The following is a 26,198-nucleotide window of genomic DNA, read 5'->3' as shown; positions in this document are numbered from 1 at the left end:
GGCGCCGCCGGTGCCACGCGATGCATACCCAAGAGGAACCAGCCATGCAGCGCCGCGAATTTCTGAAGAAGTCGGCCGTCACGGCCATGGGCATGTCGGCCGCCGGCCGTCTGTCGCTCGCCGCGGCGCAATCGTCCGGTACGCTGGCGATGATGACGTGGGGCGGCCTGTGGGGCAACGGCATGGCCCAGTACGTGGACGCCCCGTTCGCCAAGAGTACCGGCTACACCATCACCCAGGACCGCGGGCCCACGCCGGTCGAACGGGTGACCAAGCTGAAGATCAACCTGGGCAACCAGCCCTACGACCTCGTACAGCTGCACGACGGCGTCGTTCCGCTGGCCGAGTCGCAGGGCGTGCTGGAACCCCTGGATCCCGCCTCGCCGAATCTGAGCTTCCTGAAGCAGATTCCGGATCGCTTCAAGCGGCCCGGGTGGGTCGCGATGATCTATTCGGCGCTGGGTATCGTCTACAACCCCAAGGAAGTCAAGAATCCCCCACGCGGATACGCGGACCTCTGGCGTCCCGAATTCCAGGGGCGCATCGTGCTGCCCGAGATCACCCACTCCATCGGCCCCTACATCATCCCCATCGGCGCGATGGCGGCCGGCAAGGACCCGAAGGACGAAAAAGCGGGCTTCGACATGCTGCGCAAGATGGTCAAGCTGGAGCCGATCTGGGCCAAGGATACGGACACCATCATGAGCTCGCTGCAGACCGGCGAGGCCGTCGTCGGGCTGCTTTACAAATCGCAGACCTATACCGTGCGCGAAAAGGGCGGCCAGGCGGAATGGGTGTTTCCCGCCGAAGGCGCGATTTCCTATGTGGCGGGCACCGGTATCGCCAAGGGCACAAAGCACAAGGCCCTGGCCGAGCAATACATCAATATGACGCTGAACCCGGAATATCAGACCTGGGTGGCGAAGGTATTCAATTACGCCGGCTCCAATCCCGCCATGATCAAGCTGCTGTCGCCCGAGCTGCAGCAGCGCGTGCAGTTCTCCGATGCGGAAGTCTCCCGCATCATCGATCTGGACCAGGCCTTTATTTCGGCGCGGCGCGGCGATTGGACCGATCAATGGAACCGCGTCATCAGCGGCGCCTAGGCCCCGTTTTGAACCTGTAAGGAGCCTTGCATGGCGTCCCGGCTTTCCTGGTCGCCGCACGGCGATGCCCTGGGCATCGCCGTGCTGGCGCATCGCGCCATGGCGCGCGGCCACGCCCTCCGGCTCACGCCGGACGGCTACGCCGGTCCCGACACCCTGGCACGGGCGGCGCGGCACGCGGGACTGCCCGCTGCCGCGGTGTCCGGCCCCGGCGCGCCCGCTGCCCAAGACGAGCGACCGATCGCGCTACCGCGCATCGTGCTGTATTGCGGCGCCGCCATCGGCTATCCCTACTACGCGTACTACTCGCACTGCCTGTGGAGCCTGGGCCTGCCGTACCGGCGCGCCACCGCGGCGGATATCGCCGGCGGCATCCTGGACCATGCCGACGTCCTGATCCTGCCGGGTGGCTTCGCCACCTGGGGCCTGGACCGCATCGAAGGCCAGACCGGCGTCGATGACGCGATCCGGGCCTTTCTCGCGCGCGGCGGCGCCGGCATCGGGTCCTGCGGCGGCGCTTATTATTTTTCGCAGGGGCGGCCGCATTGGCTGGGCCTGCTCGATGCCAAGCCGCGTTATACCCACGAATACCTGTGTACCGGCGCGGGCCTGCTCAATGTGCGGCTGGCCGATGCCGCGCTGCGCCGCGATCTGCCGGAAACGATGGAGCTGGCGTACTACCACGGCCCCGTGTACGAGCCCGGGCATCGCCGCGCCCGCACCGGCGGGACGTTTGAAAGCCACATCATGTCGACCCGGCTGTTCATCGATAATCCGCTGGAGGGCGAGCGCTTCGACCGCGTCATGCGCGATCGTGTCGCCATCCTGTCCAGCAACGCGCATGAAGGGCGCGTGGTCGGCTTTTCGCCGCATCCGGAAATGGGCGAGTTCTTGCGCAAGGCCATGGCGCTGGACGGCTATGTGCGCAAATACCTGCCCATTCGCGGACGCAAGACCATGGAAGAAACCCTGCGTTTTTACGCCCGCGAGGATTGCCTGAGCTTCCGGCTGGTGCTGAACGCGGCGCTGATGCTGGGCGCCTTCGATGTCCGGGGGGACCGCGGCGCCGTGGACCTTGGACGGCAGCACCAGGAAAGCGCGGCCCTGCGCTCCGGTGGCACGGCGGCGCCCGCGCCGGCGTGTTCGCCGGATGAAAACCTGCGGCGCGCGGAGCAGTCCTGGCACGTGGCGGCCAACGCCCTGGCCGGCCGGCTCGATAACGAAGAACCCGCGCTGTCCGAACTCATGGGTGGGATGTTGCACACCCTGGCCGACGAATGGAAAGAACTGCTGCTGGCGCCCGAACTGCGCGACGGGGACGACGAGGCGTTGTCGGCCGAGCTGTGCCTGGTGATGGACGATGCCATCCTCGCCCTGCAGGGCGCGCCGCGCCGTGCCGTGGAGATGCTGGTTCTGTTGGAGCTTCCCGTGCGCCTGCTGGCGGCGGCGGTACGTATTGCGCGGTTCGACCGCGTCATCAAGGAGTCGATGTGAGCGTGGTGGCGAGCGCGGTGGTGGACGGCCCCGCACGGACAGCGGATGCCGCTGCCCTGGATGTACGCTTCGATGGCGTGGAAAAGCGTTTCGGACCGACCGTCGCCTTGCATCGGCTGGATCTCGATATCGAGCGCGGGACTTTCTTCTCCCTGCTCGGGCCCAGTGGCTGCGGCAAGACCACCACGCTGCGCCTTATCGCCGGCTTCGAACAGCCGAGCCGCGGCGATATCCACATCCGCGGCAAGCGCGTCACCGGCGTGCCGGCCCACAAGCGCAACTTCGGCATGGTCTTCCAGAGCTTCGCCTTGTTTCCGCACCTGACGGTGGCCGAGAACGTCGCGTTCGGGCTGAAGATGCGCCGCGTCGACACGGCCAGCATCGCGCGCCGCGTGGCCGGTGCGCTGGACATGGTGGCGCTCGGCGGGTTCGGGCAGCGCTATCCGCGCCAGTTATCCGGCGGACAGCAGCAGCGCGTCGCGTTGGCGCGCGCCATCGTGTTCGAGCCGGACGTGCTGCTGCTGGACGAGCCGCTGTCGGCATTGGATAAATTGCTGCGCGAGCAGATGCAGGTCGAACTGAGGCAGCTGCAACGCCGCCTGGGCACCACGACGGTGTTCGTCACGCACGACCAGGAAGAGGCCCTGACCATGTCCGATCGCGTGGCCGTCATGAAGGACGGCCGCATCCAGCAGGCCGGCGCGCCGCGCGACATCTACGAACGTCCAGGCACGGAGTTCGTCGCCACCTTCCTAGGCGCCAGCAACATCCTGCACGGCGAAATCCGCGGCCGCGAGGGCGACAAGCTGGTGGTCGGCCTGGGCGGTACCTGCCTGACCGTGGACGCCCCCGCCGGCACGGGCACCGCAAGCGGATCCCACGCGGTCGGCGACGCCATCAAGCTCGCGCTGCGCCCGGAAAAGGTCCGCCTGGACCCACAAGGCCGCCTGGCCGCCACGCTAAAAGAGGTGGTGTACCGCGGCGCGCAGACGCATCTGTTCATGGAAAGCGAAGGCGGCGCGCTGGCGGCCCATCTGCCGAATGACGGCGTGCGCGCCATGCACCTCGCCCCCGGCGCGGTGGTCCGCCTGGCCTGGGACGACGCCGCCGTGGTGGCACTCGCGCCCACGCCGGCTGCCCCCGGTACCCAAACCCCTACCGCCGGCTCGCGCGGGGACGGGAGGGCACGTCCATGAGCGGGCCCGCGCGGCCGCCCGAAGGGCGCGCTCCCTCCCTTGGGGAGGCAGTCGCGCAGCGACAGGAGGGCACATCGTCCGGCGCGCCCGCGCGGCCGCCCGAAGGGCGCGCTCCCTCCCTTGGGGAGGCAGTCGCGCAGCGACAGGAGGGCACATCGTCCGGCGCGCCCGCGCGGCCGCGCGAAGGGCGCGCTCCCTCCCTTGGGGAGGAAGTCGCGCAGCGACAGGACGACACACCCCGGAACCGCGCGCTGCTGTCGCGTACGGGACTGCTGTGGGCGGTGGCCACGCCGCCCGTCCTGCTGCTGCTCGTGTTCTTCGTCCTGCCGCTGGCCTACCTGTTCTTCGTCAGCTTCATGACGAACTCCCAGACGGCGCTGTACGACCTGGCGCCGACCCTGCGCAACTACGTCGAGGTCGCCACCGACCCCTTCTACCTGTTGATCATCCAGCGCACCTTGCTGGCTACCGGCGTGGTACTGATCGCCTGTCTCCTGCTCGGCTACCCCGTGGCCCTCTACGCCTCGCGCCTGCCGCCGCGCGGACGCATGATCATGCTGCTGCTCATGATGTTCCCCTTGATGGTCAGCAACGTCGTGCGCGCCTATGGCTGGGTCAGCATCCTGGGCCGTACCGGCATTCTCAGTGTCACCCTGCGCGAAGCTGGCCTGACGGATCGGCCCATCCAGTTCCTGTATTCCTTCGATGCGGTGGTGGTCGGCCTGCTGACCATCCTGCTTCCCTTCATGGTCGTGTCCATTACGAATTCCCTCACGGCCATCGACCAGCGCTATACCGAGGCGGCGCAATCGCTGGGTGCCGGCCCGTGGCAGACTTTCTTCCGCGTCACGCTGCCGCTGTCCAGTCCCGGCGTGACCTCCGGCCTGATGCTCGTCACCTTCCTCATGCTGAGCGCCTATGTCACCATCGCGCTGCTGGGCGGTCCGCGGTTCAAGCTGCTGGTCAGCTTGGTGTTCGACAGCGCCGCGACCTTCCGCTGGCCTCGCGCGGCCGCGTTGTCCTTCGTGCTGCTGGCCATCGCCCTGGTCATCGCGGCCGCCATCCAGATCGTGATGCGCCCGCAAAGGGTGCAGGGGAAGGGCACATGAGCGCCGGCCGCTTTCTTTTGCGCCTCATTACCGGCATCGCGCTGGTCCTGATCCTGGGGCCTATCCTGGTCATCTTCCTGTTTGCTTTCAGCTCGGCCGATACGCTGGTCTTTCCGCCGCCCGGCTTTTCCCTGCGCTGGTTCCAGGCCTTCTTCACCATTCCGGAGATGCGACAGGCTTTCGGACTGAGCCTGTGGCTGGCGTTTGTTTCCGCGACGCTGGCGGGCCTGCTCGGATTGCTGGCCGCCATCTATGCGTCGCGGCGACGCGGCTGGCTATCCAACCTGCTGCAAATGCTGTTCATGGCGCCGCTGGTTTTTCCCACCATCATCCTGGGCCTGGCCCTGCTGCTTTTGTATCGCACCCTGGGGGTTGCCATCCTGCCGGGCTTGTTGATCGCCCACGTGGTGGTGTGCCTGCCGTATGCGTTTCGAGCCATCGTCGCTGCCCTGCAGGCCTTCGATACCGCATTGGAGGAAGCCGGGCTGAGCCTGGGCGCGGGTCCGATCAAGTCCTTCATGTTGATCACCATGCCGATCATCTGGCCGGCGCTGCTGTCGGCCTGGCTTTTCGCCTTCATCGTCTCTTTCGGCGAATTGAACGCCGCGCTGTTTCTTACCGGACCCGGCATCGTCACGCTGCCGATCGAGATCTTCAGTTATCTTCAGTTCCAGGGCAGCCAACTGGTCGTGGCCGCCGCCTCGGCGCTACAGGTCATCATGATCATCCTGATCCTCGTGCTCGCCGAACGCATCGTCGGGGCGCGGCGTATCGTGCAACGGTAGCGGCGGGGCGCGTTCAGCGGTAGGCGCGCCGTGTCGTGCAAGGGCGCGCATCGCGCAGGAGTGATTGCCGCATTGCCACATCCCGCTGGGGTGATACCTTACGGTACAGCGCCGTTTCGTGCGGCGGATACGGTGTCGTGCAACAGGGGGAACGTGCGGCGCCGCCGCCGTCCCGACGGCCTGGCTTCGCGCAATGGGTACACGGTTTGCTGGACGGCGCCTTTCTCGTTGGAGATGCATCGATGGCACCTTACGACCTCTGGTATTGGGACGGCATTCCGGGGCGTGGCGAGTTCGTGCGCCTGGCACTTGAGGCTGGCGGCATTCCCTATCGGGATCGGGCGCGCGAGCCGGGCGGCGACGCGGCGATCGTCCGCGACATGAAGACCCGCGACCACCATCCGCCGTTCGCACCGCCCTACCTCGTGGGGGAGGGCATATCGGTCGGCCAGACCGCCAACATCCTGCTTTTCCTGGGCGAGAAACATGGCCTGGCGCCGCAGGACCTCGCCGGCCGGCTTTGGGTGCACCAGATACAGCTCACCATCGCCGACCTCGTCGCCGAGGCGCACGATGTGCACCATCCCATCGCCAATAGTCTCTATTACGAGGATCAGAAGAAAGAGGCGGCGCGACGCGCCAAGCATTTCCGCGAAGAACGCATTCCCAAGTTCCTGGCCTGGTTCGAACGCATCCTGGTGCACGAAGGCTTGTGGTTGGCGGGTGGCGAAAAATGGACCTATGCCGATCTCTCGCTGTTCCAGCTCATCGATGGATTGCGCTTTGCCTTCCCCAAGCGCATGGCCACTCTCGCGGGACAGTATCCCAAGGTCAGGCGCTTGTACGAGCGCGTGGCCGCCCTGCCGGAACTGCAGGAGTATCTGTCCAGCGAACGCCGCCTACCGTACGGCGATGGGATATTCCGCCACTATCCGGCGCTGGACGCGGCCTAAGGGCACGAGCGCTCGACCCGGTCCAAGGGCCACAGGCGCCCATGCGGTCCGAGGTCAGAAGGCTGGATCCGGCCGCGCCTAGGCCGAAAGGTGCCGGGCGCGGTCGCCCCTGAGGCATGGGCGCGGGCCCGGGCACTGGCACGGGCCACCCGCCACCCGGAAGCGGGGCCTCCGCGAGGGCCGGAGGCCGCATCGCATATCCCGTCTGTGCGGCCGGGATATGCGCTTCAAGGGAGGGCGTGCTTTCCCCACGGGAAGCAGCCCGCATCGTGGGCATCGAACACGCGACGAGTGTGACCGGATGGGCGGGCCAGCGCCTTTCATCCGGTCTGATTGTGCGTGAGCACCCCCCTTTCAGCCGGAACCCGCCGGTGGAGCTGGGTTACTCCCAGGCGCTTGCGGCCTCATCGAGCCCCACCTCGCGAAATCACGTACTTCCCCGTGGCGAGTGCGCACGGCGAAACAACGCGTTGGGGCGGAGCAAGCACAACCATTCGCCTTTATCAGGAGACCATTGATGTCCAATACCTCTACCGCGGTGGCGGCCGCTTCGCCCCTCACCCTGGAACGCGCTGGCATGGGGCGCGCTTTGTGCGGCCTGTTGGCCGCGCCGTTCGTCGCGTTGTGGAAGAGCTGGTCCACGCCGGACACCTTCTTCGACGTGCGCGAATACAGCGACGGCGAGCTCGCCGATATGGGGGTATCGCCGGAGATGCGCGCGGAGGCTCAGGCGCTGCAAGAATTCGAGTACAGCCGCGCCTATGCGATGAGCCTCTATTACTGGTAACCCAAGTCAGGCTTGCGCGATTGTGCGCGCCTGCCACCGATCCGCGCCTTGTGCATGTTGTCTCGCCCGCCGGCCTTTCGCGCCGGCGGCTCTTTATCCGCTCCGTTCGTACAGGCTGGGCCCGTTATCGCCTCCCGGGCGGCGGTTATTCGCCCAACTCCGCGGGCGTGCCTTCCGGTGGCTGGATATCGAACGCACCCAGCGTCATGGCGATCAAGGTGTAATAGCCGGCGATGCTGACCAGGTCGATCACGCCGGACTCCCCCAGCACATGCACGATGCGCTCATACAGCGCCTGCGGCGTGCGACGGGTTTCGTGCAATACCGTCAGGAATTCATGGACCAGCGCCTCGTCGGCCTGGGCGTAGGGGATGGGCGTACCTTCGCGTAGGGCCGCGATCATCTTTTCACCAACGCCCGCCTTTATTGCGCGGGGCTTGTGTGCCCACCACTCATATTCCGAACGCCAGTGCCGCGCCATGATCAGGATCGCCCATTCCGACAGCCGTGTGGGCAGGCTGGTTTCATAGCGGCAATATTGACCCAACGCCTGGGCATGTTCGGCCATGGCCGGACGGTGCAGCCACACGCCCAAGGGCCCGCGCACCTGCCCGCGAGGCCCGGAAGTGATCACGTCATGGATGCGCTTCTGCTCGGGGCTCATCTGCGCGGGTTCCAGCAAGGGAACGCGGGGCAAACGGGGGGTGCTCATGCAAATCTCCAGGTCTGTTTCCCGATACCGCGCCAGGCGGTCACGTGTGGTGTACCGCGGCGCCTAGGAACAGCAGGTCTATCGGATCAATATTGTGGGGGCTGCGCGCCTACATCGATCTGAAACGACGCCATTTTGAAATCTCACCGTGTCCGCGTGCTGCTTCCCTCTACACCTTCTTTCCACGCGTATGCCGTAGATCGTCTTGCCGTATGCATTCTCCATGGGGGTCGTGTTCCTGCTCCGCCACGCCCATCCTCCTCCGCCTATCCCGCTATTCGTGTATCTCCTGTGTCTGCCGCATCCCTTGTATTTGCGTATCTCCGTATCTCCGGGGTCTCGGTATCTCCGTATCTCGGGTATCTCCCGCATCCCCGCATCCCCGCATCCTCGGATCCAGTAGAGCCTGCGGTTCTACGGTGTGCAGCGATGCGCGCGGCGCGCTTTTCGCCCCTGTGCTATAGTCGCGCCCCTTCGCTGTTCGCGGAACGGATGCATCGTCCGCTGACTCGGGTAAGCGTGGTGCGGCTCTTGAAAAATAGGGCAGTGCTCGCGTGATCCCAGCGCCCTATGTAGCGCCTTCGGCAAATAGTGAAGACGGGATGGTGAAGTACCCGGGCAGTGAGATCGAAGCCAAGCTTGATTTGACAGCCCAAAAAAATGTCTTCATAATCTCGTTTCTCTGCTGCTGACACAGCAAGCGACGCGAAGCAGCCGGTAACGGTGACTTAGGCGGCTTGGATGGCAAGGCTGAAATGCCGATGCGAGGTCAGCGGGGACCGCAAGGTTCCCGGGGTGGCGAGCCCGACTTGTTCTTTAAAAACGAAACAACCGATAAGTGTGGGCGCTTGATGAATCAAGGCGCACCTGTCTCGCGTGGCATGCAAATGCCGGGTGGGATGGGGCCGAAGAAATCAAGTGCTCACAAAAGTAAGTGTCAGGAATCAGGCGATTTAGTTCGTCTGGGTCCTCACTTCCTTTGAGAGCGCTAGCGAAAGACAGCCCCGTGTCTCCGGATACGTGGGTTGTACGAAACAGAGATTGAACTGAAGAGTTTGATCCTGGCTCAGATTGAACGCTGGCGGGATGCCTTACACATGCAAGTCGAACGGCAGCGCGGACTTCGGTCTGGCGGCGAGTGGCGAACGGGTGAGTAATGTATCGGAACGTGCCCAGTAGCGGGGGATAACTACGCGAAAGCGTAGCTAATACCGCATACGCCCTACGGGGGAAAGCGGGGGATCTTAGGACCTCGCACTATTGGAGCGGCCGATATCGGATTAGCTAGTTGGTGGGGTAACGGCTCACCAAGGCGACGATCCGTAGCTGGTTTGAGAGGACGACCAGCCACACTGGGACTGAGACACGGCCCAGACTCCTACGGGAGGCAGCAGTGGGGAATTTTGGACAATGGGGGCAACCCTGATCCAGCCATCCCGCGTGTGCGATGAAGGCCTTCGGGTTGTAAAGCACTTTTGGCAGGAAAGAAACGGCGCCGGCTAATACCTGGCGTAACTGACGGTACCTGCAGAATAAGCACCGGCTAACTACGTGCCAGCAGCCGCGGTAATACGTAGGGTGCAAGCGTTAATCGGAATTACTGGGCGTAAAGCGTGCGCAGGCGGTTCGGAAAGAAAGATGTGAAATCCCAGGGCTTAACCTTGGAACTGCATTTTTAACTACCGGGCTAGAGTGTGTCAGAGGGGGGTGGAATTCCACGTGTAGCAGTGAAATGCGTAGATATGTGGAGGAACACCGATGGCGAAGGCAGCCCCCTGGGATAACACTGACGCTCATGCACGAAAGCGTGGGGAGCAAACAGGATTAGATACCCTGGTAGTCCACGCCCTAAACGATGTCAACTAGCTGTTGGGGCCTTCGGGCCTTGGTAGCGCAGCTAACGCGTGAAGTTGACCGCCTGGGGAGTACGGTCGCAAGATTAAAACTCAAAGGAATTGACGGGGACCCGCACAAGCGGTGGATGATGTGGATTAATTCGATGCAACGCGAAAAACCTTACCTACCCTTGACATGTCTGGAATCCCGAAGAGATTTGGGAGTGCTCGCAAGAGAACCGGAACACAGGTGCTGCATGGCTGTCGTCAGCTCGTGTCGTGAGATGTTGGGTTAAGTCCCGCAACGAGCGCAACCCTTGTCATTAGTTGCTACGAAAGGGCACTCTAATGAGACTGCCGGTGACAAACCGGAGGAAGGTGGGGATGACGTCAAGTCCTCATGGCCCTTATGGGTAGGGCTTCACACGTCATACAATGGTCGGGACAGAGGGTCGCCAACCCGCGAGGGGGAGCCAATCCCAGAAACCCGATCGTAGTCCGGATCGCAGTCTGCAACTCGACTGCGTGAAGTCGGAATCGCTAGTAATCGCGGATCAGCATGTCGCGGTGAATACGTTCCCGGGTCTTGTACACACCGCCCGTCACACCATGGGAGTGGGTTTTACCAGAAGTAGTTAGCCTAACCGCAAGGAGGGCGATTACCACGGTAGGATTCATGACTGGGGTGAAGTCGTAACAAGGTAGCCGTATCGGAAGGTGCGGCTGGATCACCTCCTTTCAGAGCGCGCGTCAGGGTTTGTTAAGCGGCCACACTTATCGGTTGTTGAAAAGACTGGATCGATAGCGGATCCGATACGCATTGGGTCTGTAGCTCAGTCGGTTAGAGCACCGTCTTGATAAGGCGGGGGTCGTTGGTTCGAATCCAACCAGACCCACCACGAGATTAGGGCGGCGACGCTTTAATTGGGGGTGTAGCTCAGCTGGGAGAGCGCCTGCTTTGCAAGCAGGATGTCATCGGTTCGATCCCGTTCACCTCCACCATTTACTGTCAATTGCTGGTCAATTGGCGGCCATTGGTGAGTGCGAGTGCCGGGTCCGCGAAGAAAGAGTTCAACGCTCAGTGTTTGACCTGCCGGGTTCTGGCGGGTCGAGTCTTGAGCGTTGGGTTTTTGACTCGACAGTTTTATTCGTTCTTTAACAATCTGGAAGAAGCACAACGAGAAGTATTGGCGGTGCATTGAAGTTGAATGCGCCGTTGGATACGGGTTGTGATTGCATGATAGTTCAAACTCAAGTGAATTGATTTGAACGGCACAAACGCGAAGTAATCATGTCAGAAGCAAGACGGTTGCTTGTTCGGTTTTATAGCCATTAGCGTTATAGGATCAAGCGACTAAGTGCATATGGTGGATGCCTTGGCGATCACAGGCGATGAAGGACGTTGTAGCCTGCGAAAAGCTGCGGGGAGCTGGCAAACAAGCATTGATCCGCAGATATCCGAATGGGGAAACCCACCGTCGCGAGACGGTATCCTGGGCTGAATACATAGGTTCCAGGAAGCGAACCGGGTGAACTGAAACATCTCAGTAACTCGAGGAAAAGAAATCAACCGAGATTCCGAAAGTAGTGGCGAGCGAAATCGGAAGAGCCTTTACGTTTTAGCGCGTTGTATAGTCGAACGGAATGGAAAGTCCGGCCGTAGCAGGTGATAGCCCTGTAGGCGAAATGCAATGCGTGGAACTAAGCGTAAGAGAAGTAGGGCGGGACACGTGAAATCCTGTTTGAAGATGGGGGGACCATCCTCCAAGGCTAAATACTCGTGATCGACCGATAGTGAACCAGTACCGTGAGGGAAAGGCGAAAAGAACCCCGGAAGGGGAGTGAAATAGATCCTGAAACCGTATGCATACAAACAGTCGGAGCCTCCTTGTGGGGTGACGGCGTACCTTTTGTATAATGGGTCAGCGACTTACATTCAGTGGCAAGCTTAACCGGATAGGGAAGGCGTAGCGAAAGCGAGTCCGAATAGGGCGATTCAGTCGCTGGGTGTAGACCCGAAACCAGATGATCTATCCATGGCCAGGTTGAAGGCACGGTAACACGTGCTGGAGGACCGAACCCACTAGTGTTGAAAAACTAGGGGATGAGCTGTGGATAGGGGTGAAAGGCTAAACAAATCTGGAAATAGCTGGTTCTCTCCGAAAACTATTTAGGTAGTGCCTCAAGTATGACTGCGGGGGGTAGAGCACTGTTATGGCTAGGGGGTCATGGCGACTTACCAAACCATGGCAAACTCCGAATACCCGCAAGTCCAGCTTGGGAGACAGAGCACCGGGTGCTAACGTCCGGACTCAAGAGGGAAACAACCCAGACCGCCAGCTAAGGTCCCGAATTATCGCTAAGTGGGAAACGAAGTGGGAAGGCTTAGACAGTCAGGAGGTTGGCTTAGAAGCAGCCATCCTTTAAAGAAAGCGTAATAGCTCACTGATCGAGTCGTCCTGCGCGGAAGATGTAACGGGGCTAAGCGATAAACCGAAGCTGCGGGTGTGCAGGTCAAACTGCACGCGGTAGGAGAGCGTTCTGTAAGCCTGTGAAGGTGACTCGTAAGGGTTGCTGGAGGTATCAGAAGTGCGAATGCTGACATGAGTAGCGATAAAGGGGGTGAAAAGCCCCCTCGCCGTAAGTCCAAGGTTTCCTGCGCAACGTTCATCGGCGCAGGGTGAGTCGGCCCCTAAGGCGAGGCAGAGATGCGTAGCTGATGGGAAGCTGGTTAATATTCCAGCACCGTCGTACAGTGCGATGGGGGGACGGATCGCGGAAGATCATCAGGGTGTTGGATGTCCCTGTTGCTGCATTAGAGAGGGCGCTTAGGCAAATCCGGGCGCGTGACTCAAGGGTGTGGCACGAGCGAGCATGTCTCGCGAAGTGATTGGAAGTGGTTCCAAGAAAAGCCTCTAAGCTTCAGCTGTACGAGACCGTACCGCAAACCGACACAGGTGGACGGGATGAATATTCCAAGGCGCTTGAGAGAACTCGGGAGAAGGAACTCGGCAAATTGATACCGTAACTTCGGGAGAAGGTATGCCCCGGTAGTGTGAGGCGCCTGCGCGCTGAGCATGATGGGGTCGCAGAGAATCGGTGGCTGCGACTGTTTATTAAAAACACAGCACTCTGCAAAGACGAAAGTCGACGTATAGGGTGTGACGCCTGCCCGGTGCCGGAAGGTTAAGTGATGGGGTGCAAGCTCTTGATCGAAGCCCCGGTAAACGGCGGCCGTAACTATAACGGTCCTAAGGTAGCGAAATTCCTTGTCGGGTAAGTTCCGACCTGCACGAATGGCGTAACGATGGCCACACTGTCTCCTCCCGAGACTCAGCGAAGTTGAAGTGTTTGTGATGATGCAATCTACCCGCGGCTAGACGGAAAGACCCCATGAACCTTTACTGTAGCTTTGCATTGGACTGTGAACCGGCCTGTGTAGGATAGGTGGGAGGCGCGGAAACCGAGTCGCCAGATTCGGTGGAGCCAACCTTGAAATACCACCCTGGTCTGTTTGCGGTTCTAACCTTGGCCCGTTATCCGGGTTGGGGACAGTGCATGGTGGGCAGTTTGACTGGGGCGGTCTCCTCCCAAAGCGTAACGGAGGAGTTCGAAGGTACGCTAGGTACGGTCGGAAATCGTGCTGATAGTGCAATGGCATAAGCGTGCTTGACTGTGAGACTGACAAGTCGAACAGGTGCGAAAGCAGGACATAGTGATCCGGTGGTTCTGAATGGAAGGGCCATCGCTCAACGGATAAAAGGTACTCTGGGGATAACAGGCTGATACCGCCCAAGAGTTCATATCGACGGCGGTGTTTGGCACCTCGATGTCGGCTCATCTCATCCTGGGGCTGTAGCCGGTCCCAAGGGTATGGCTGTTCGCCATTTAAAGAGGTACGTGAGCTGGGTTTAAAACGTCGTGAGACAGTTTGGTCCCTATCTGCCGTGGGCGTTGGATACTTGACGGAGCCTGCTCCTAGTACGAGAGGACCGGAGTGGACGTACCTCTGGTGTACCGGTTGTCATGCCAATGGCATTGCCGGGTAGCTATGTACGGAAGAGATAACCGCTGAAGGCATCTAAGCGGGAAACTCGTCTGAAGATTAGGTATCCCGGGGCCTCGAGCCCCCTAAAGGGTCGTTCAAGACCAGGACGTTGATAGGTCGGGTGTGGAAGCGCAGTAATGCGTTAAGCTAACCGATACTAATTGCCCGTGCGGCTTGATCCTATAACCCTGATGGTTAGACCCCAACAATTGCAACCCTCGCAACTGACTGCGAGCCGGTCGCCTGAGCCACCTGCCCAGGCCGCCCGCTTGCCATGATGCTTGGCGTAGACGTGCCACGCGGATCCATGCGATCCGCCACGCAGTCCCAACCCGAATCCTATGCCGCTCACCGGCCGCGCCTCAACAGCGGCGCCGCTGCCGGCAACCCCAATACCCTCGCCGCAAGCGCGCTTGCGTGTGCTTTAACCAGATTGGCGTGACGCGCCAGCCCCCCAACCGGGCCGGCACGCCGCGCAACCCTTTACGCCTGACGACCATAGCAAGGTGGCCCCACTCCTTCCCATCCCGAACAGGACAGTGAAACGCCTTCGCGCCGATGATAGTGGACGGACGTCTGTGAAAGTAGGTCATCGTCAGGCTCTTATCCCCAAAACCCCGCTGGGTCACCCCAGCGGGGTTTTGCTTTATGTGCCGCCCTTCGGAAGACGTCACAGCGCCCCCTTCGCTTGATAGCGATCTCTTCGCTTTACAGGGGTAGAAGCGCCTGGGGCCAGCAGCGCTAGTTGCGTATGTCGCCGTCGACGTATAGCCAGCGGCCGTCCTCGCGCACGAAGCGGCTGGTTTCGTGCATGCGCTGTCCTTTGCCCCGCAGGCGGCTGCGCGCGACGAATTCAACCTGGGCGTGTTGCTCGTCCTGGACGATATGGCGCTTCACGTCCAGGCCTAGCCATTTCAGATCTGGTGGATTGGGTTCCAGCGCGGCTGGACGCGTCGACGGATGCCAGGTGTCTCGCAGATAATCCAGTAGGCCCAGTACATACGCGCTGTATCGCGAACGCATCAGGGCTTCGGCTGTCGGCGCCTGTAGATACCGCGGCCCCGCGTGCCAGACACCGCAGCAATCGACGTAGGGTCGGCCCGTGCCGCAGGGGCATGTGGAGAGAGTGCCGGTCAAGGTTACGCCACCAGGTCTGCGTATTCCGGATGGCGCTGCAAATATCCGGCGGCGTAGGCGCAGACAGGCTGCACCTTCAAGCCGTGCGACCGCGCATAGTCCAGGGCAGCGACCGTCAACCGCCCTGCAATACCGCGGCCTTCCACTTCCCGGGGCACGATGGTATGGAGAATCACCATGACGTTGTCGCGGAGCGCATATTCGACGTGGCTTTCATGATGCTCCACGATGGCTTTGAAACGATGCGCACCCGCATCATGGGTAATCGTAATGTCCATTCTGGAATCTCCGGGGTCCGGCGCTCATCAAGCGGAGCGCACCCACACTTTAACGCGATGTGGAGTCGGCTCTCAGATACCGCCACACCAGGGCGGTACCGAGTCCATATAGGGTACCCATGGTGGCGAAGGCCAGCGGTAGCGCGATATGCCAATCCGCATAGGCGTGCAGGATGGTTCCCATGATGGCCACGCCCACCAGCACGCCGATCTGCCGGTTGGCGTTCAGGCACGCCGCGGCGATATTGGCGTGTGACTGCCCCGCGATCTGCATGACGACCGCCGTCATTGCCGGAACCGCCACGCCCACGCCCAGGTTGATCAGCGAGACGACGGCGGCGAACAGCCAGTAATCGGTTTCCGGCCTGAGTACCCAGGCCGTCGCTGCGCTGGACGCGCCGCACAGGGCCATGCTGGCCATCAGCGCGGCGCGCGGGCCGATGCGGGACACGACACGCGGGGCGGACAGATTGCCCAGCGTGAACATGATCATCGTCGGCAGCAATTGCGTGCCGGCCTGCAGCGGCGTGGCGCCGCGCGCTTCCTGCAAGAAGAGGCTAAGCAGGAACAATTGCCCGTAGCCGCCGAAATTGATCAGGAAACCCAGCATGTTGGCAGCCCCAAAGCGCGCCGTCCTGAACAGATCGCGCGGCAGCAGCGGGCTGGCGACGCGGCGCTCGCGCTGAACGAAGGCAATTGCCGCCGCCAGCGTGACCACTGCGGCGCACTGGATAGGAAAGGACGTCCATCCATGTACCGGGCCTTCGATCAAGGTGAAGCTCAGTCCGGCCAGGGCCGTGACGCCCAGCAGATGGCTGACGGCGTTCAATGCGCGTGGATGACGCACGGACGCGGGGATCACGTTCTGCGCCATTGCCAACCCGATCAGCCCGATGGGAAGGTTGACCAGAAAAATGCTGCGCCAGCCGAAGCGGTCGATCAGGATGCCGCCGACCAGTGGCCCCGAGGCGCCGGCGATGGATACGATCGCCGACCAAAGCCCCAGCATGCGCGCGCGTACGCGATCTTGCGGATAGGCCCGCGCCAGCAGGCTCAGGGAACTGGGCATGAACAGCGCCGCCCCTACGCCCTGCAGGAAGCGCGCGGCCACCAGCGTGGTGCCGTTGGGTGCCGCCCCGCACAGCAGCGACGCCAGGACGAAGACCGCCAGGCCGGTCTGGTAGACGTTCTTCGCGCCAAAACGGTCGGCCAGGCCGCCACCCACCAGCAACATGGCGGCGAAGGTCAGCGTGTAGCCGTCCACGACCCACACCAGTCCCGAGAGTGGGACCTGCAACTGGCCGGCGATATTGGAGAGCCCGACGTTGACCACCGTGACATCGAGGGTGGCCATGACAAAGCCCATGGCCAGCGTGATCAGCGGCAGATAGCGGACCGGTGCGCCCGGCGCGATGGACAGGCGCGATGAAGAGGTGAGTTCCGACATGGCAGGTATACGGCGGTCGGCGCGAAGGCCCTTTCTTGGAACGGCTCGGACGCGCGGATTCTCCTTCGGCGCGAATGATATCCCCTGCCGCGTGATGCAAAAATACGTAGAATTTCGTCGGAGCAATGCAAATCTGCATCAACATGGACTGGGACGACGCGCGGATTCTCCTGGCGATCTATCGCGGTGGGACATTGCGGGCCGCCGCGGCCCTGCTGCACGTGGACCAGGCCACGGTGGGCAGGCGCCTGCGGGCGCTGGAAGAGGCCCTGCACGCGCGCCTTTTCCTGCATACGCCGCGCGGCTATGTGCCCACCCGCGCTGGCGAACTTGCCCTGCCGGCGGCCGAAGCCATGGAAAAGGCGGCCGACCAATTGGAGCGCTTGACGCAGGGTACGGATGAACGCGTGTCCGGAACGGTGCGCGTGACGACCTCGGACACGATCGCACGCGCGTTCGTGATGCCGGCGATCCAGCGCCTGCGTGAAGCCCACCCCGACCTTCGGCTGGTGCTCACTGCATCCACGCATTTGAGCAACCTGACGCGGCGTGAAGCCGACATCGCCGTGCGCAACGTGCGACCCGACAATCCTGACCTGATATCCCGGCGGCTGGGACGCCGCGAGCTGGGCGTATACGCCAGCAAACACTACCTGAAGCAGCACGGCGAGCCGCGGCGCGGCACTGCCTTCGAAGGCCATACGGTCGTCGTCTACCAGCGTGCTGTGTTTGGCGCGCGGGCCGACACCCTTTGCGGCGAACCGTTCGGCAACGCGCGCGTGGCGTTGGAAGTCAATTCAGGCCTGATGATGCTGGAGGCGGCCAGCCGCGGACTGGGCGTCGCCGAGCTTTCCACCTATCTGGCCCAGGACTCGTCCAGCCTGGTGCGGATCTGGCCGGACTGCGCCGAGTTCTATGACCTATGGCTGGTGATGCATGGGGATCTGCATCGCACCGCCCGCGTACGCGCGGTGGCCGACGCGATTGTCGATGTGTTCGAGCACGGCGAGGAAAAGCCCGTCGCGGCTAGGCCGAAAAAAGCCTAGCGGCGCGTGCAGCCTTGGCGAGATTATCCACACCCCCGTGCACGCGGCGAGACACCGTCCGATCTGTCCACATTTACTGTGGACAACCATTTGGAAATGTCACGGAGAAAATCAAAATAGCCTGAGATCTCAACGACATAAGGTTCCGGGCTCACAAAGCACGCAACACCCTCCACACATTGTTTACAAATTGTCCAGCTTGACTTCGAAGCCGCGGCGCGTGGCCGGCCGGGCCATCATCGTTTCGTACCAGCGCTTCACATTGGGGAAGTCGGCCAGGTCCACCAGGTGCCGCTCGTGGCGCCAGGCCCAACCGACGATGGCGAAGTCGGCGACCGAGAGCGCGCCCGCCACGAATTCCACCTTGTCCAGGCGCCGATCCAGTACCCCGTACAGGCGGCGGGTTTCGTCCACGTAGCGCTTGGCACCGTAGCGTTTATCGTCTTCGTTCTGCAGGCTCAGGAAATGATGCGCCTGTCCCGGCATCGGGCCGAAACCGCCCATTTGCCACATCAACCATTCCAGCACCGGCACACGCTCGGCCAGCCTGGCGGGCAGGAACTTACCCGTTTTTTCGCCCAGGTACAGCAGGATGGCGCCCGATTCGAAAACGCTGATCGGCTTGCCGTCGGGACCTTGCGGGTCGACGATGGCCGGTATCCGGTTATTGGGGCTGATGCGCAGGAACTCGGGCTTGTGCTGCTCCCCGTTGCGGATGTCGACAGGGTGGACGGTATAGGGCAAGCCCATTTCTTCCAGGGCGACGCTGATCTTGCGGCCGTTCGGCGTGTTCCAGGTATGCAGGTCTATGGTCATGATGGCGGAGTAGGCAAAAGGATGCGGAGAGACAGGCCCCGCGGGACGATCGGGGCGGGTTATCAAGGGGCAACGACAGGCTGGATCAGGTCAATGCCGGCGCGATGTGGCGCTGGAACGCGGGGCGCTTCTTCAAGCCGTCGTACCAGGCTTGCACACGAGGGGTTTCAGGTCGCCGGATGCCGTCCAGCTCGATGAAGCGCCGGCAATATGCGCCCAGCACGATGTCGGCCAGGGTGAAGCCTTCGCCTTCCAGGAATTCGCGTCCTTGCAGGTGCGCGTCCACCATCAACCATAGCTTGCCGGCGTCATCCGCGGATTTCTGGATAGCCGCCATATCGCGCTTTTCGGGGGGCGTGCGCACCATGCCCCAGAACACGCCGCGCTCGACAGGCTGCAGGGTCGACAGCACCCAGTCCATCCAGCGGTCGACCGATGCGCGCAAGCGGGGCGCTTCGGGATACAGGCCGCTTTGCGGCCCATATTGCATGGCCAGGTAGCGGATGATGGCGTTGGACTCCCACAGCACGAAATCGCCGTCTTCCAGCGTCGGCACCTTGCCATTGGGGTTCATGGCCAGATAATCCGCCTCGGTGTTGCGGCCGAAGTGCAGGCCGGCATCCACGCGGTCGTAGGGGAGCGACAGTTCGTCGCAGCACCACAGCACCTTCTGTACGTTCACGGAATTCACGCGACCCCAAATCCTGATCATGGCGATGTCCTGTCCTCGGTATGGTTTGTCGTCAAGGCCTGGCGGCCGTATGGTTTGCCTTTCATGCAACGCGGTAATCGAGCGCGAAAACGCGCGCCTTCAATGGCGCACCAGCAGCAGCGCCCACACGACGATCATGGCAAGCAAGCCAATCCAGCAGCCCGCCCACAAGCCCATGATGGGCCACTTGACGTCCATGGGCACGTGGACCGGATCCACGTGGGCAAGATTTCGGTTGGCCTGGCCGAACAAGCCCTTGCGGGCCCGCGGAAACAGCAGCCGCAGGAAATAGTCCAGGAAAATACCGGCCTGGATGGCCCGCGGAAACTCGCGGAAAGGGCGATGTTGCAGCAAGGGATGCCGCAGCGTGTCGTTGATGCGGTCCAGCTTGAAAAACCAGATCGTGGCCAGCGACACCGCTGATACGAAGAAGCAGGCGACGAAAACATTGAAGGCGGTCGTCAGCACGACGGCGTAAATGGGCGTGTTCATCATCGTAAGCATAACGCCGATGCGGCGGTCGGGCGCTCTTGCACAGGCCGGCCGTATCGGCGCGCCGGCGGCACATGCCGCATGGCGCTAGGGCCGCGAGCAGCGGTACATCGTTCAGGACGAATCCGGGGGCGTTCGCCAGGGCATGGCAGAACAGGGAAAAAATACGGGTTACTGAGCGTCGCGGCCGATTCGAGGCCGCGTTTTTTTGAGGATACTGGAATGGGTACTTCCAACTTTAGCGTAGCCGGCCCTGATGCAGGCTGCATGGCCGCGGCTGCGGCGGCCACCGCACCCGCCACGCCGTCTGGTCCAGGCTTGGCGGAGCAGTTGTTCGGCGGCGCGATGGCCGACCTGATCGCCAGGGTGGACGGCATCGGACAAAGCACGACCGAAGTCGGCAAAGAGGCCTTCGACCATTTCTCCCGCACGCCCGGGGCGGCCGTCGCCGTTATGCCGCCGCTGACGATGCTCCCCTCGATTTTCCAGGCAGTGGGCAAGGTCATCGCGCTTCCTTCCGCACCTGTGGAACATATGCTGGGAAAAACCCTGCCGGTCATCCTCAAGGCACAGGCCCTTCCGTACACGCCCCTATCGGAGTGGCGTAACCTGCCCAAGACGATGCTGGAGCCGCTCATCAGGGTCTAGCGCCGCATATGCCCGCACGCGGCTTGCCATGGGCTGGCCGCGTGCGTCGCACTAGGCGTGGTGTGGGCGGGGGGAGGCCGCGCTAGATCACATACAAGTCCACGTACTCGTGGACCGGCATGGCTTCCAGCTTCTGCTGGTCGAGCGATACATCCAGGATGCGGTTCTGCTGGCGCGCCGGGAATTGCCGCGCCAGGTTGGTGCGGAACTTGGCTTCCAGCAGCGGGATGCCATCCTGGCGGCGGCGCCGGTGGCCGATCGGGTATTCGCACACCACTTCGCCCAGCTTGCTGCCGTCGTTGAACTCGATGGTCAAGGCATTGGCGATCGAGCGCTTGTCGGGATCGTGATAGTCGCGCGTGAACGCCGGGTCCTCGACGCATTCGATCTTGTCGCGCAGCGCGTCGATGCGCGGATCGCGGGCGAAGTCGTCTTCGTAGTCTGCCGCCGTCAGGTGGCCGAAAATCAGCGGCACCGCCACCATGTACTGGATGCAATGGTCGCGGTCGGCCGGGTTGTTCAGTGGACCCTTCTTGTCGATGATGCGGATGCAGGCTTCGTGCGTGCGGATCGTGATCTTGCTGATGTCCTGCGCCCGCTTGCCTTGCGCGGCCATCTGCTGGTGCAGCTGCATGGCGCATTCCACCGCGGTCTGCGAGTGGAATTCGGCGGGATAGGAAATCTTGAACAGCACGTTTTCCATCACATAGCTGCCGTAGGGACGCTGGAACTTGAACGGCTGCCCCTTGAACGAGACGTCGTAGAACCCCCAGGTCTTGGCGGTCAGCACGGATGGATAGCCCATTTCACCGGTGCGGGCGATCAGGGCCAGCCGTACGGCGCGGCTGGTGGCGTCGCCCGCTGCCCAGCTCTTGCGGCTGCCCGCATTGGGCGCGTGCCGGTAGGTGCGCAGGCTTTGGCCGTCGACCCAGGCCAGCGATACCGCATTGATGATCTCTTCGCGGCTCAGGCCCAGCATTTCGGCGACCACGGCGGTGGACGCGACCTTCACCAGGACGACGTGGTCCAGGCCCACCTTGTTGAAGGAGTTTTCCAGCGCGATGCAGCCCTGGATTTCATGGGCCTTGATCATGCCGGTCAATACCTTGCGCATGGTCAGCGCTTGCTTGCCGGCGGCCACGGCATTGCGCGACAGCCAGTCGGCCGTGGCCAGGATGCCGCCCAGGTTGTCCGAGGGATGGCCCCATTCGGCGGCAAGCCAGGTGTCGTTGAAATCCAGCCAGCGGATCATGGCGCCGATATTGAATGCCGCCTGCACCGGATCCAGCTGGAATTGCGTGCCGGGCACCTTCGCGCCGTTGGGCACCACGGTGCCCGGGACGATGGGGCCCATCAGCTTGCGGCAGGCGGGATACTCGAGTGCTTCCAGACCGCAGCCCAGCGTATCGATCAGGCAGTTGCGCGCGGTCTCGTACGCCAACTCGCTCTTGATTTCGTAGTTGAGAACGTAGTCGGCGATGTCGACCAATACCTGGTCCGGCTCCGGCCGGACGTTGGAGATGTGTGAGGACATGATGTTTGCCTTCTGGTTGCGTGCGGCGGATTACTTGCGCTTTTCGATAGGGACGAACTTGCGGTCTTCCGGTCCCACGTAATTGGCGGTTGGCCGGATGATCTTGTTGTCCACGCGTTGTTCGATGATGTGGGCCGCCCAGCCGGCCGTGCGCGCGATGACGAACAGCGGCGTGAACATGGCGGTGGGCACGCCCATCTTGTTGTAGCTGACCGCGGAGTACCAATCCAGGTTGGCGAACATTTTCTTGGCGTCCCACATGACGCTTTCGATGCGTTCCGCGATGCTGTACAGCTGCATGCTGCCGCTCTGCTTGGACAGCTTCTGCGAGATCGCCTTGATGACCTTGTTGCGCGGGTCCGCGACCGTATAGACGGGATGCCCGAAGCCGATGACGACTTCCTTGTTTTCCACGCGGCGGCGGATGTCCGCTTCGGCCTCGTCCGGCGTTTCGTAGCGGCTCTGCACTTCGAAGGCGACCTCGTTGGCGCCACCGTGCTTGGGGCCGCGCAGCGCCCCGATGCCGGCGGTAATGGCCGAGTACATGTCCGAGCCCGTACCGGCGACGACGCGGCAGGTGAAGGTGGAAGCATTGAACTCGTGTTCCGCGTACAGGATCAGCGAGCTGTGCATCGCCTTGACCCAATCGTCGCTGGGTTTTTCACCATGCAGCAGGTGCAGGAAGTGCCCGCCGATGCTGTCGTCGTCGGTTTCGACGTCGATGGGCCGGCCGTTGTGGCTGTAGTGATACCAATAGAGCAGTGCCGATCCCAGGCTGGCCATCAGGCGGTCGGCGATATCGCGCGCCCCAGGAAGGTTGTGGTCGTCCTTTTCGGGCAGGATGCAACCGAGCACCGACACGGCGGTACGCATCACGTCCATGGGATGGCTGGACGCCGGCAGGGCTTCCAGGGCAACCTGCAGCTGTGCCGGCAGGCCGCGCAGCGCGCGCAATTTGCGCTTGTACGCCTGCAGCTCCGCTTTGTTGGGCAGCTTGCCATGGACCAGCAGATGGGCGATTTCCTCGAATTCGCTGGTATCCGCGATATCCAGGATGTCGTAGCCGCGATAGTGCAGGTCGTTGCCGCTGCGGCCCACCGTGCACAAGGCCGTATTGCCAGCGACGACGCCTGACAGTGCGACTGATTTCTTGGGCTTGAATCCCGGTTGCTGCTGGTCCTGGTCGGACGTGCTCATGTCTGCTCCTTTCCCGAGGGGTACTTGCTATCGCTTCGCCTTGTGGGCGCCGCCGGTTTTTCGACAAAAAAAGGCCCGTACATGGCGGGCCTTTTTGCTTGCTGCTTGATTACTTCAGCAGGTCTTTCACGCCGTCGCGCTCTTCGAGCAGTTCCTTCAGCGTCAGGTCCATGCGCTCGCGCGAGAAGGCGTCGATCTCCAGCCCGGTGACGCGGGTGTACTTGCCGTTGGCGGTGGTGACGGGCACGCCGTAGATGATGCCTTCCGGAATGCCGTAGGAGCCGTCGGACGGGATACCCATCGTGACCCACTTGCCGTTGCTGCCCAGGACCCAGTCACGCACGTGGTCGATGGCGGCGTTGGCGGCCGAGGCCGCGGAAGAGAGACCGCGTGCATCGATGATGGCGGCGCCGCGCTTGCCGACGGTGGGGATGAAGACGTCGCGGTTCCATGCGTCGTCGTTGATCAGCTTGGCCAGGCTCTGGCCGCCGACCGTGGCGAAGCGGATATCGGGATACATCGTGGGCGAGTGGTTGCCCCAGACGATGAGTTTCTCGATGTCGGCCACGGCCTTGCCCGACTTGGCCGCCAGTTGCGACAGGGCACGGTTGTGGTCCAGGCGCAGCATCGCGGTGAAGTTTTCGGCCGCCAGGTCCGGCGCGGACTTCATGGCGATGTAGGCGTTGGTGTTGGCGGGGTTGCCGACCACCAGGACCTTGACGTCGCGCTTGGCGACTTCGTTCAGGGCGCGGCCCTGAGCGGTGAAGATCTGGGCGTTGACCGTGAGCAGGTCCTTGCGTTCCATGCCCGGTCCGCGGGGACGGGCGCCCACCAGCAGGGCGACGTCGGCGTCCTTGAAGGCGGTGCGCGGATCGCTGTGCGCGGTCATCCCCTGCAGCAGCGGGAAGGCGCAGTCGTCCAGTTCCATCATGACGCCCTTCAGCGCCTTCTGGGCCTTTTCATCAGGGATTTCAAGCAGTTGCAGGATGACGGGCTGGTCTTTGCCGAGCATTTCGCCGGAAGCGATGCGAAAGAGCAGGGCGTAGCCGATTTGACCGGCGGCGCCGGTCACGGCGACGCGCAAAGCGGGCTTGGACATGAACATTCTCCGTAATGGTCGTCGAGAAAAATCTCGCCGGATAGTGTAATCGTAATGCCCTTGACCGCGTTCATTGGCGGCAAGGCATGGCAACGGAGAGCCAAGCCCGACTCGAAACTTCCCGACCAGCTTCCTCCCGGACGTGTCCCGCGCAGAAGCGGCGCAATCGCGGGATCAGTTCAAGGCGATGCGCGGACGCATGATGTCAAGGTGTCAAGGCGCCGGTTTGAGGCCTGTGGCGGAGGGGACAGGGCATGTGGCTCCTCCCTCTCGCAACAGCCGCCAGGAGACTTTGGCGGAAGTCGCGTCGCCGTTATCGCCCGCCTGGCCCCAGAAAACGACGTTCTGTACTTTCGTGTCGATGGTGGCGTAAAAAACGTACCGTGTACCGCACATATATACCTCGCGCACGAGTTTTTTATTGTCGTCGTATCCTGCCGCCAGAATCGCCACGCGATTATCGTCGAAGGACATCGGCCAATATGTCAAGCCCCGATAGATGATGACAGGACAGAACTCGCTTTCCGTGAGACGGTGGTCGCTCATGAAGCAGCGGGCCCGGGCCCCGTTACGGAGAGGCGGCGGAGCATTTTTCACGAGTTTCCGGGCGAATACAGGTACATCGCCACTTTCCAGCGTGGCCTTTTGCTTTGTTGTCTCCGAGTGCGAGAGGCTGGGGAGAAGAAGAGTGGCGAGTATGGCTGTCCATAACAGGTTTTCTAGCGTACGCATTCCGTTTCCTTATTGGTGCGATAGGTGATGCCGCCATTGAGCATTTACGCTCCCAACGGCGCGCTCGATTGTTACCAGGCCGCAGCCACGCCACGGTATGTGTTTTGTAGCAGGTCCATGGTCGAGCGGACGGCGCGCAGAATCGAAATTACGTTCGTCGAATCGAACCGATCCCCGGGCGCGGGGGGACGCAATTATTCCCTCACTCACAGCCTTTTACGCGAAGTTGCTCTGCATGCGGTGCGGCATGGGACTATCTTCCGCTTGCCGGTAGTGCGACGGTAACGCCCGCCAAGCCGTTGGCTTCAGCGGGGCGTCATTGACACACACTCTCGAGTGGGAGATTCATTATGGCGAACACAAGATCAGGATTGGGCGCGGCTATGACTTGCGTGCTGGCGGGCTTGCTGATCGGCGCGGGGCCGGCGATGGCCCAGAAAGAAAAGACAGGAAAGCCCAGGGTGGGAGCGGAAAAGGAAACGCCTTATACCGTGACGTTCATCAATACGACGTCTTCCAATATTACGTTGACGCTCGCGTCTTCGCAGTGCATGTACAACCCGGGCGATGCCAGTTTCACGGTGCAACCAGGCCGGCCGAAGAATGAGATTCTCGATGATGATAACGGCGGTAGTTGTAATGGATCGTGGAAGAACGTGATCTGGAACTCAAGCCTCGGTGGGACGGTTCAGTTCTTGCACCAGACACAGGCCGGTACCTGGGAAACCATCATTTACGGGGACCATGTGCAGTCTGCCACATGCATGCAGTCGGGTAATGAAAACTCGTATAACTGCCTGAATCAATGGCAGCCCAATGTGGTACTCGTGGACATTATGTTTTGATTCGTTTGCGCAGCTGAATTACGTGCTCCTGGTTTCTTGGCGATTCGCCCAACCGGAACGGCGCCCCAGCGGCGCCGTTCATCCATTCGCGTCATGGCTCGCCTGATAGGGCAGGCGAGGTGTCGAAAGCGCGCGAACGGCGGACGGGTGGCCCTGGGACGACGCGTTACCGGCCTGCTGGGTCTTATAT

Annotated in this window: 21 protein-coding genes, 2 tRNA genes and 3 rRNA genes; 15 read left to right on the top strand and 11 right to left on the bottom strand. The window is 62.1% G+C overall.

All coding sequences use genetic code 11. The features are described 5' to 3' along the window. Nucleotides 1-44: 44 nt before the first annotated feature. The 7 genes from AKI39_RS17700 to AKI39_RS17670 all read left to right on the top strand — a co-directional run bounded on the left by AKI39_RS17700 (nt 45) and on the right by AKI39_RS17670 (nt 7,430). Nucleotides 45-1,106 (top strand): ABC transporter substrate-binding protein, encoded by a 1,062-nt coding sequence (locus tag AKI39_RS17700; RefSeq protein ID WP_066638916.1) that lies wholly within the window; start codon nt 45-47, stop codon nt 1,104-1,106. Between the two features lie 30 nt (nt 1,107-1,136). Then, on the top strand, nt 1,137-2,600 hold the full coding sequence (locus tag AKI39_RS26075) for a hypothetical protein (RefSeq protein WP_066638911.1): 1,464 nt from the start codon (nt 1,137-1,139) through the stop codon (nt 2,598-2,600). Continuing rightward, the gene (locus AKI39_RS17690; protein WP_066638908.1) at nt 2,597-3,796 is read left to right on the top strand and encodes an ABC transporter ATP-binding protein; all 1,200 of its coding nucleotides are present in this window, start codon (nt 2,597-2,599) and stop codon (nt 3,794-3,796) included. The genes AKI39_RS26075 and AKI39_RS17690 overlap by 4 nt, the downstream gene beginning before the upstream one ends. Further along, nucleotides 3,793-4,905 (top strand): ABC transporter permease, encoded by a 1,113-nt coding sequence (locus AKI39_RS17685; RefSeq protein WP_083228909.1) that lies wholly within the window; start codon nt 3,793-3,795, stop codon nt 4,903-4,905. The genes AKI39_RS17690 and AKI39_RS17685 overlap by 4 nt, the downstream gene beginning before the upstream one ends. Next, nucleotides 4,902-5,690: an ABC transporter permease gene (locus AKI39_RS17680; RefSeq protein ID WP_066638904.1), complete on the top strand. Its 789-nt coding sequence runs from the start codon at nt 4,902-4,904 to the stop codon at nt 5,688-5,690. The genes AKI39_RS17685 and AKI39_RS17680 overlap by 4 nt, the downstream gene beginning before the upstream one ends. Nucleotides 5,691-5,932: 242 nt before the next feature. Continuing rightward, on the top strand, nt 5,933-6,643 hold the full coding sequence (locus tag AKI39_RS17675) for a glutathione S-transferase (protein ID WP_066638901.1): 711 nt from the start codon (nt 5,933-5,935) through the stop codon (nt 6,641-6,643). Nucleotides 6,644-7,160: 517 nt separating this feature from the next. Continuing rightward, nucleotides 7,161-7,430: a hypothetical protein gene (locus AKI39_RS17670; RefSeq protein WP_066638894.1), complete on the top strand. Its 270-nt coding sequence runs from the start codon at nt 7,161-7,163 to the stop codon at nt 7,428-7,430. Nucleotides 7,431-7,575: 145 nt separating this feature from the next. On the opposite strand, the gene AKI39_RS17665 is transcribed toward AKI39_RS17670, so the two are convergent. After that, the gene (locus AKI39_RS17665) at nt 7,576-8,142 is read right to left on the bottom strand and encodes a carboxymuconolactone decarboxylase family protein (RefSeq protein WP_235610669.1); all 567 of its coding nucleotides are present in this window, start codon (nt 8,140-8,142) and stop codon (nt 7,576-7,578) included. Nucleotides 8,143-9,185: 1,043 nt separating this feature from the next. Between AKI39_RS17665 and AKI39_RS17660 the strand changes: the two genes are divergently transcribed. From AKI39_RS17660 to rrf, 5 genes are all read left to right on the top strand, one after another. Next, a 16S ribosomal RNA gene (locus AKI39_RS17660) occupies nt 9,186-10,716 on the top strand. A gap of 83 nt (nt 10,717-10,799) precedes the next feature. Beyond that, nucleotides 10,800-10,876 (top strand) — tRNA-Ile (locus AKI39_RS17655). Nucleotides 10,877-10,903: 27 nt separating this feature from the next. Further along, a tRNA-Ala gene (locus tag AKI39_RS17650) sits at nt 10,904-10,979 on the top strand. A gap of 342 nt (nt 10,980-11,321) precedes the next feature. Further along, nucleotides 11,322-14,207: ribosomal RNA gene (locus tag AKI39_RS17645) — 23S ribosomal RNA — on the top strand. 306 nt (nt 14,208-14,513) lie between these two features. Beyond that, nucleotides 14,514-14,626, top strand: a 5S ribosomal RNA gene (gene rrf, locus AKI39_RS17640). The 16S, 23S and 5S rRNA genes sit together here with 2 tRNA genes alongside, the layout of an rRNA operon. 140 nt (nt 14,627-14,766) lie before the next feature. On the opposite strand, the gene AKI39_RS17635 is transcribed toward rrf, so the two are convergent. Genes AKI39_RS17635 through AKI39_RS17625 form a run of 3 tightly spaced genes read right to left on the bottom strand, consistent with a single transcriptional unit; the run spans nt 14,767 to nt 16,887 of the window. Continuing rightward, nucleotides 14,767-15,162, bottom strand: coding sequence for a YchJ family protein (locus tag AKI39_RS17635; protein ID WP_066638892.1), 396 nt, complete (start codon nt 15,160-15,162; stop codon nt 14,767-14,769). Nucleotides 15,163-15,164: 2 nt separating this feature from the next. After that, a complete protein-coding gene (locus tag AKI39_RS17630) occupies nt 15,165-15,440 on the bottom strand; it encodes a GNAT family N-acetyltransferase (protein WP_066638890.1) in 276 nt (91 codons plus the stop codon). Between the two features lie 49 nt (nt 15,441-15,489). After that, complete coding sequence (locus AKI39_RS17625) at nt 15,490-16,887, bottom strand: MFS transporter (RefSeq protein WP_066638889.1); 1,398 nt, start codon at nt 16,885-16,887, stop codon at nt 15,490-15,492. A gap of 143 nt (nt 16,888-17,030) precedes the next feature. Here AKI39_RS17625 and AKI39_RS17620 point away from each other — a divergent pair, with 143 nt between their 5' ends. Beyond that, nucleotides 17,031-17,933, top strand: coding sequence for a LysR family transcriptional regulator (locus AKI39_RS17620; RefSeq protein WP_066643240.1), 903 nt, complete (start codon nt 17,031-17,033; stop codon nt 17,931-17,933). A gap of 183 nt (nt 17,934-18,116) precedes the next feature. Here the strand turns inward: AKI39_RS17620 and AKI39_RS17615 are convergent, their stop codons facing one another. The 3 genes from AKI39_RS17615 to AKI39_RS17605 form a co-directional block, all read right to left on the bottom strand. Further along, nucleotides 18,117-18,749, bottom strand: coding sequence for a glutathione S-transferase family protein (locus AKI39_RS17615; protein WP_066638886.1), 633 nt, complete (start codon nt 18,747-18,749; stop codon nt 18,117-18,119). 85 nt (nt 18,750-18,834) lie between these two features. Beyond that, the gene (locus AKI39_RS17610; protein WP_066638884.1) at nt 18,835-19,461 is read right to left on the bottom strand and encodes a glutathione S-transferase family protein; all 627 of its coding nucleotides are present in this window, start codon (nt 19,459-19,461) and stop codon (nt 18,835-18,837) included. A gap of 99 nt (nt 19,462-19,560) precedes the next feature. Beyond that, a complete protein-coding gene (locus AKI39_RS17605; protein WP_235610668.1) occupies nt 19,561-19,953 on the bottom strand; it encodes a hypothetical protein in 393 nt (130 codons plus the stop codon). A gap of 222 nt (nt 19,954-20,175) precedes the next feature. On the opposite strand from AKI39_RS17605, the gene AKI39_RS17600 reads away from it, so the two are divergent. Continuing rightward, nucleotides 20,176-20,601, top strand: a complete 426-nt coding sequence (locus tag AKI39_RS17600; RefSeq protein ID WP_066638879.1) for a hypothetical protein — start codon at nt 20,176-20,178, stop codon at nt 20,599-20,601. An 82-nt stretch (nt 20,602-20,683) separates the two neighbouring features. Here the strand turns inward: AKI39_RS17600 and AKI39_RS17595 are convergent, their stop codons facing one another. From AKI39_RS17595 to AKI39_RS17580, 4 genes are all read right to left on the bottom strand, one after another. Further along, nucleotides 20,684-22,135: a bifunctional 2-methylcitrate dehydratase/aconitate hydratase gene (locus AKI39_RS17595; RefSeq protein WP_066638877.1), complete on the bottom strand. Its 1,452-nt coding sequence runs from the start codon at nt 22,133-22,135 to the stop codon at nt 20,684-20,686. A 30-nt stretch (nt 22,136-22,165) separates the two neighbouring features. Then, complete coding sequence (prpC, locus tag AKI39_RS17590) at nt 22,166-23,332, bottom strand: bifunctional 2-methylcitrate synthase/citrate synthase (RefSeq protein WP_066638875.1); 1,167 nt, start codon at nt 23,330-23,332, stop codon at nt 22,166-22,168. 109 nt (nt 23,333-23,441) lie between these two features. Next, on the bottom strand, nt 23,442-24,431 hold the full coding sequence (locus AKI39_RS17585; protein ID WP_066638868.1) for a malate dehydrogenase: 990 nt from the start codon (nt 24,429-24,431) through the stop codon (nt 23,442-23,444). Between the two features lie 213 nt (nt 24,432-24,644). After that, complete coding sequence (locus AKI39_RS17580; protein ID WP_066638866.1) at nt 24,645-25,163, bottom strand: hypothetical protein; 519 nt, start codon at nt 25,161-25,163, stop codon at nt 24,645-24,647. A 350-nt stretch (nt 25,164-25,513) separates the two neighbouring features. Here AKI39_RS17580 and AKI39_RS17575 point away from each other — a divergent pair, with 350 nt between their 5' ends. Then, complete coding sequence (locus tag AKI39_RS17575; RefSeq protein WP_145925306.1) at nt 25,514-26,008, top strand: hypothetical protein; 495 nt, start codon at nt 25,514-25,516, stop codon at nt 26,006-26,008. The last annotated feature ends 190 nt before the right edge of the window (nt 26,009-26,198 follow it).

It is taken from the genome of Bordetella sp. H567 (assembly GCF_001704295.1).
Lineage (GTDB): Bacteria > Pseudomonadota > Gammaproteobacteria > Burkholderiales > Burkholderiaceae_B > Bordetella_C.
This window is presented reverse-complemented; position numbering and strand designations above follow the sequence as displayed.

Excerpts from the sequence above, each read along its gene's own strand:
- AKI39_RS17700 (WP_066638916.1), top strand. The coding sequence starts at position 45 with ATGCAGCGCCGCGAATTTCTGAAGAAGTCGGCCGTCACGGCCATGGGC.
- AKI39_RS26075 (WP_066638911.1), top strand. The coding sequence starts at position 1,137 with ATGGCGTCCCGGCTTTCCTGGTCGCCGCACGGCGATGCCCTGGGCATC.
- AKI39_RS17685 (WP_083228909.1), top strand. The coding sequence starts at position 3,793 with ATGAGCGGGCCCGCGCGGCCGCCCGAAGGGCGCGCTCCCTCCCTTGGG.
- AKI39_RS17680 (WP_066638904.1), top strand. The coding sequence starts at position 4,902 with ATGAGCGCCGGCCGCTTTCTTTTGCGCCTCATTACCGGCATCGCGCTG.
- AKI39_RS17675 (WP_066638901.1), top strand. The coding sequence starts at position 5,933 with ATGGCACCTTACGACCTCTGGTATTGGGACGGCATTCCGGGGCGTGGC.
- AKI39_RS17670 (WP_066638894.1), top strand. The coding sequence starts at position 7,161 with ATGTCCAATACCTCTACCGCGGTGGCGGCCGCTTCGCCCCTCACCCTG.
- AKI39_RS17665 (WP_235610669.1), bottom strand. The coding sequence starts at position 8,142 with ATGAGCACCCCCCGTTTGCCCCGCGTTCCCTTGCTGGAACCCGCGCAG.
- AKI39_RS17630 (WP_066638890.1), bottom strand. The coding sequence starts at position 15,440 with ATGGACATTACGATTACCCATGATGCGGGTGCGCATCGTTTCAAAGCC.
- AKI39_RS17625 (WP_066638889.1), bottom strand. The coding sequence starts at position 16,887 with ATGTCGGAACTCACCTCTTCATCGCGCCTGTCCATCGCGCCGGGCGCA.
- AKI39_RS17620 (WP_066643240.1), top strand. The coding sequence starts at position 17,031 with ATGGACTGGGACGACGCGCGGATTCTCCTGGCGATCTATCGCGGTGGG.
- AKI39_RS17615 (WP_066638886.1), bottom strand. The coding sequence starts at position 18,749 with ATGACCATAGACCTGCATACCTGGAACACGCCGAACGGCCGCAAGATC.
- AKI39_RS17610 (WP_066638884.1), bottom strand. The coding sequence starts at position 19,461 with ATGATCAGGATTTGGGGTCGCGTGAATTCCGTGAACGTACAGAAGGTG.
- AKI39_RS17605 (WP_235610668.1), bottom strand. The coding sequence starts at position 19,953 with ATGAACACGCCCATTTACGCCGTCGTGCTGACGACCGCCTTCAATGTT.
- AKI39_RS17600 (WP_066638879.1), top strand. The coding sequence starts at position 20,176 with ATGGGTACTTCCAACTTTAGCGTAGCCGGCCCTGATGCAGGCTGCATG.
- AKI39_RS17595 (WP_066638877.1), bottom strand. The coding sequence starts at position 22,135 with ATGTCCTCACACATCTCCAACGTCCGGCCGGAGCCGGACCAGGTATTG.
- prpC (WP_066638875.1), bottom strand. The coding sequence starts at position 23,332 with ATGAGCACGTCCGACCAGGACCAGCAGCAACCGGGATTCAAGCCCAAG.
- AKI39_RS17585 (WP_066638868.1), bottom strand. The coding sequence starts at position 24,431 with ATGTCCAAGCCCGCTTTGCGCGTCGCCGTGACCGGCGCCGCCGGTCAA.
- AKI39_RS17580 (WP_066638866.1), bottom strand. The coding sequence starts at position 25,163 with ATGCGTACGCTAGAAAACCTGTTATGGACAGCCATACTCGCCACTCTT.
- AKI39_RS17575 (WP_145925306.1), top strand. The coding sequence starts at position 25,514 with ATGGCGAACACAAGATCAGGATTGGGCGCGGCTATGACTTGCGTGCTG.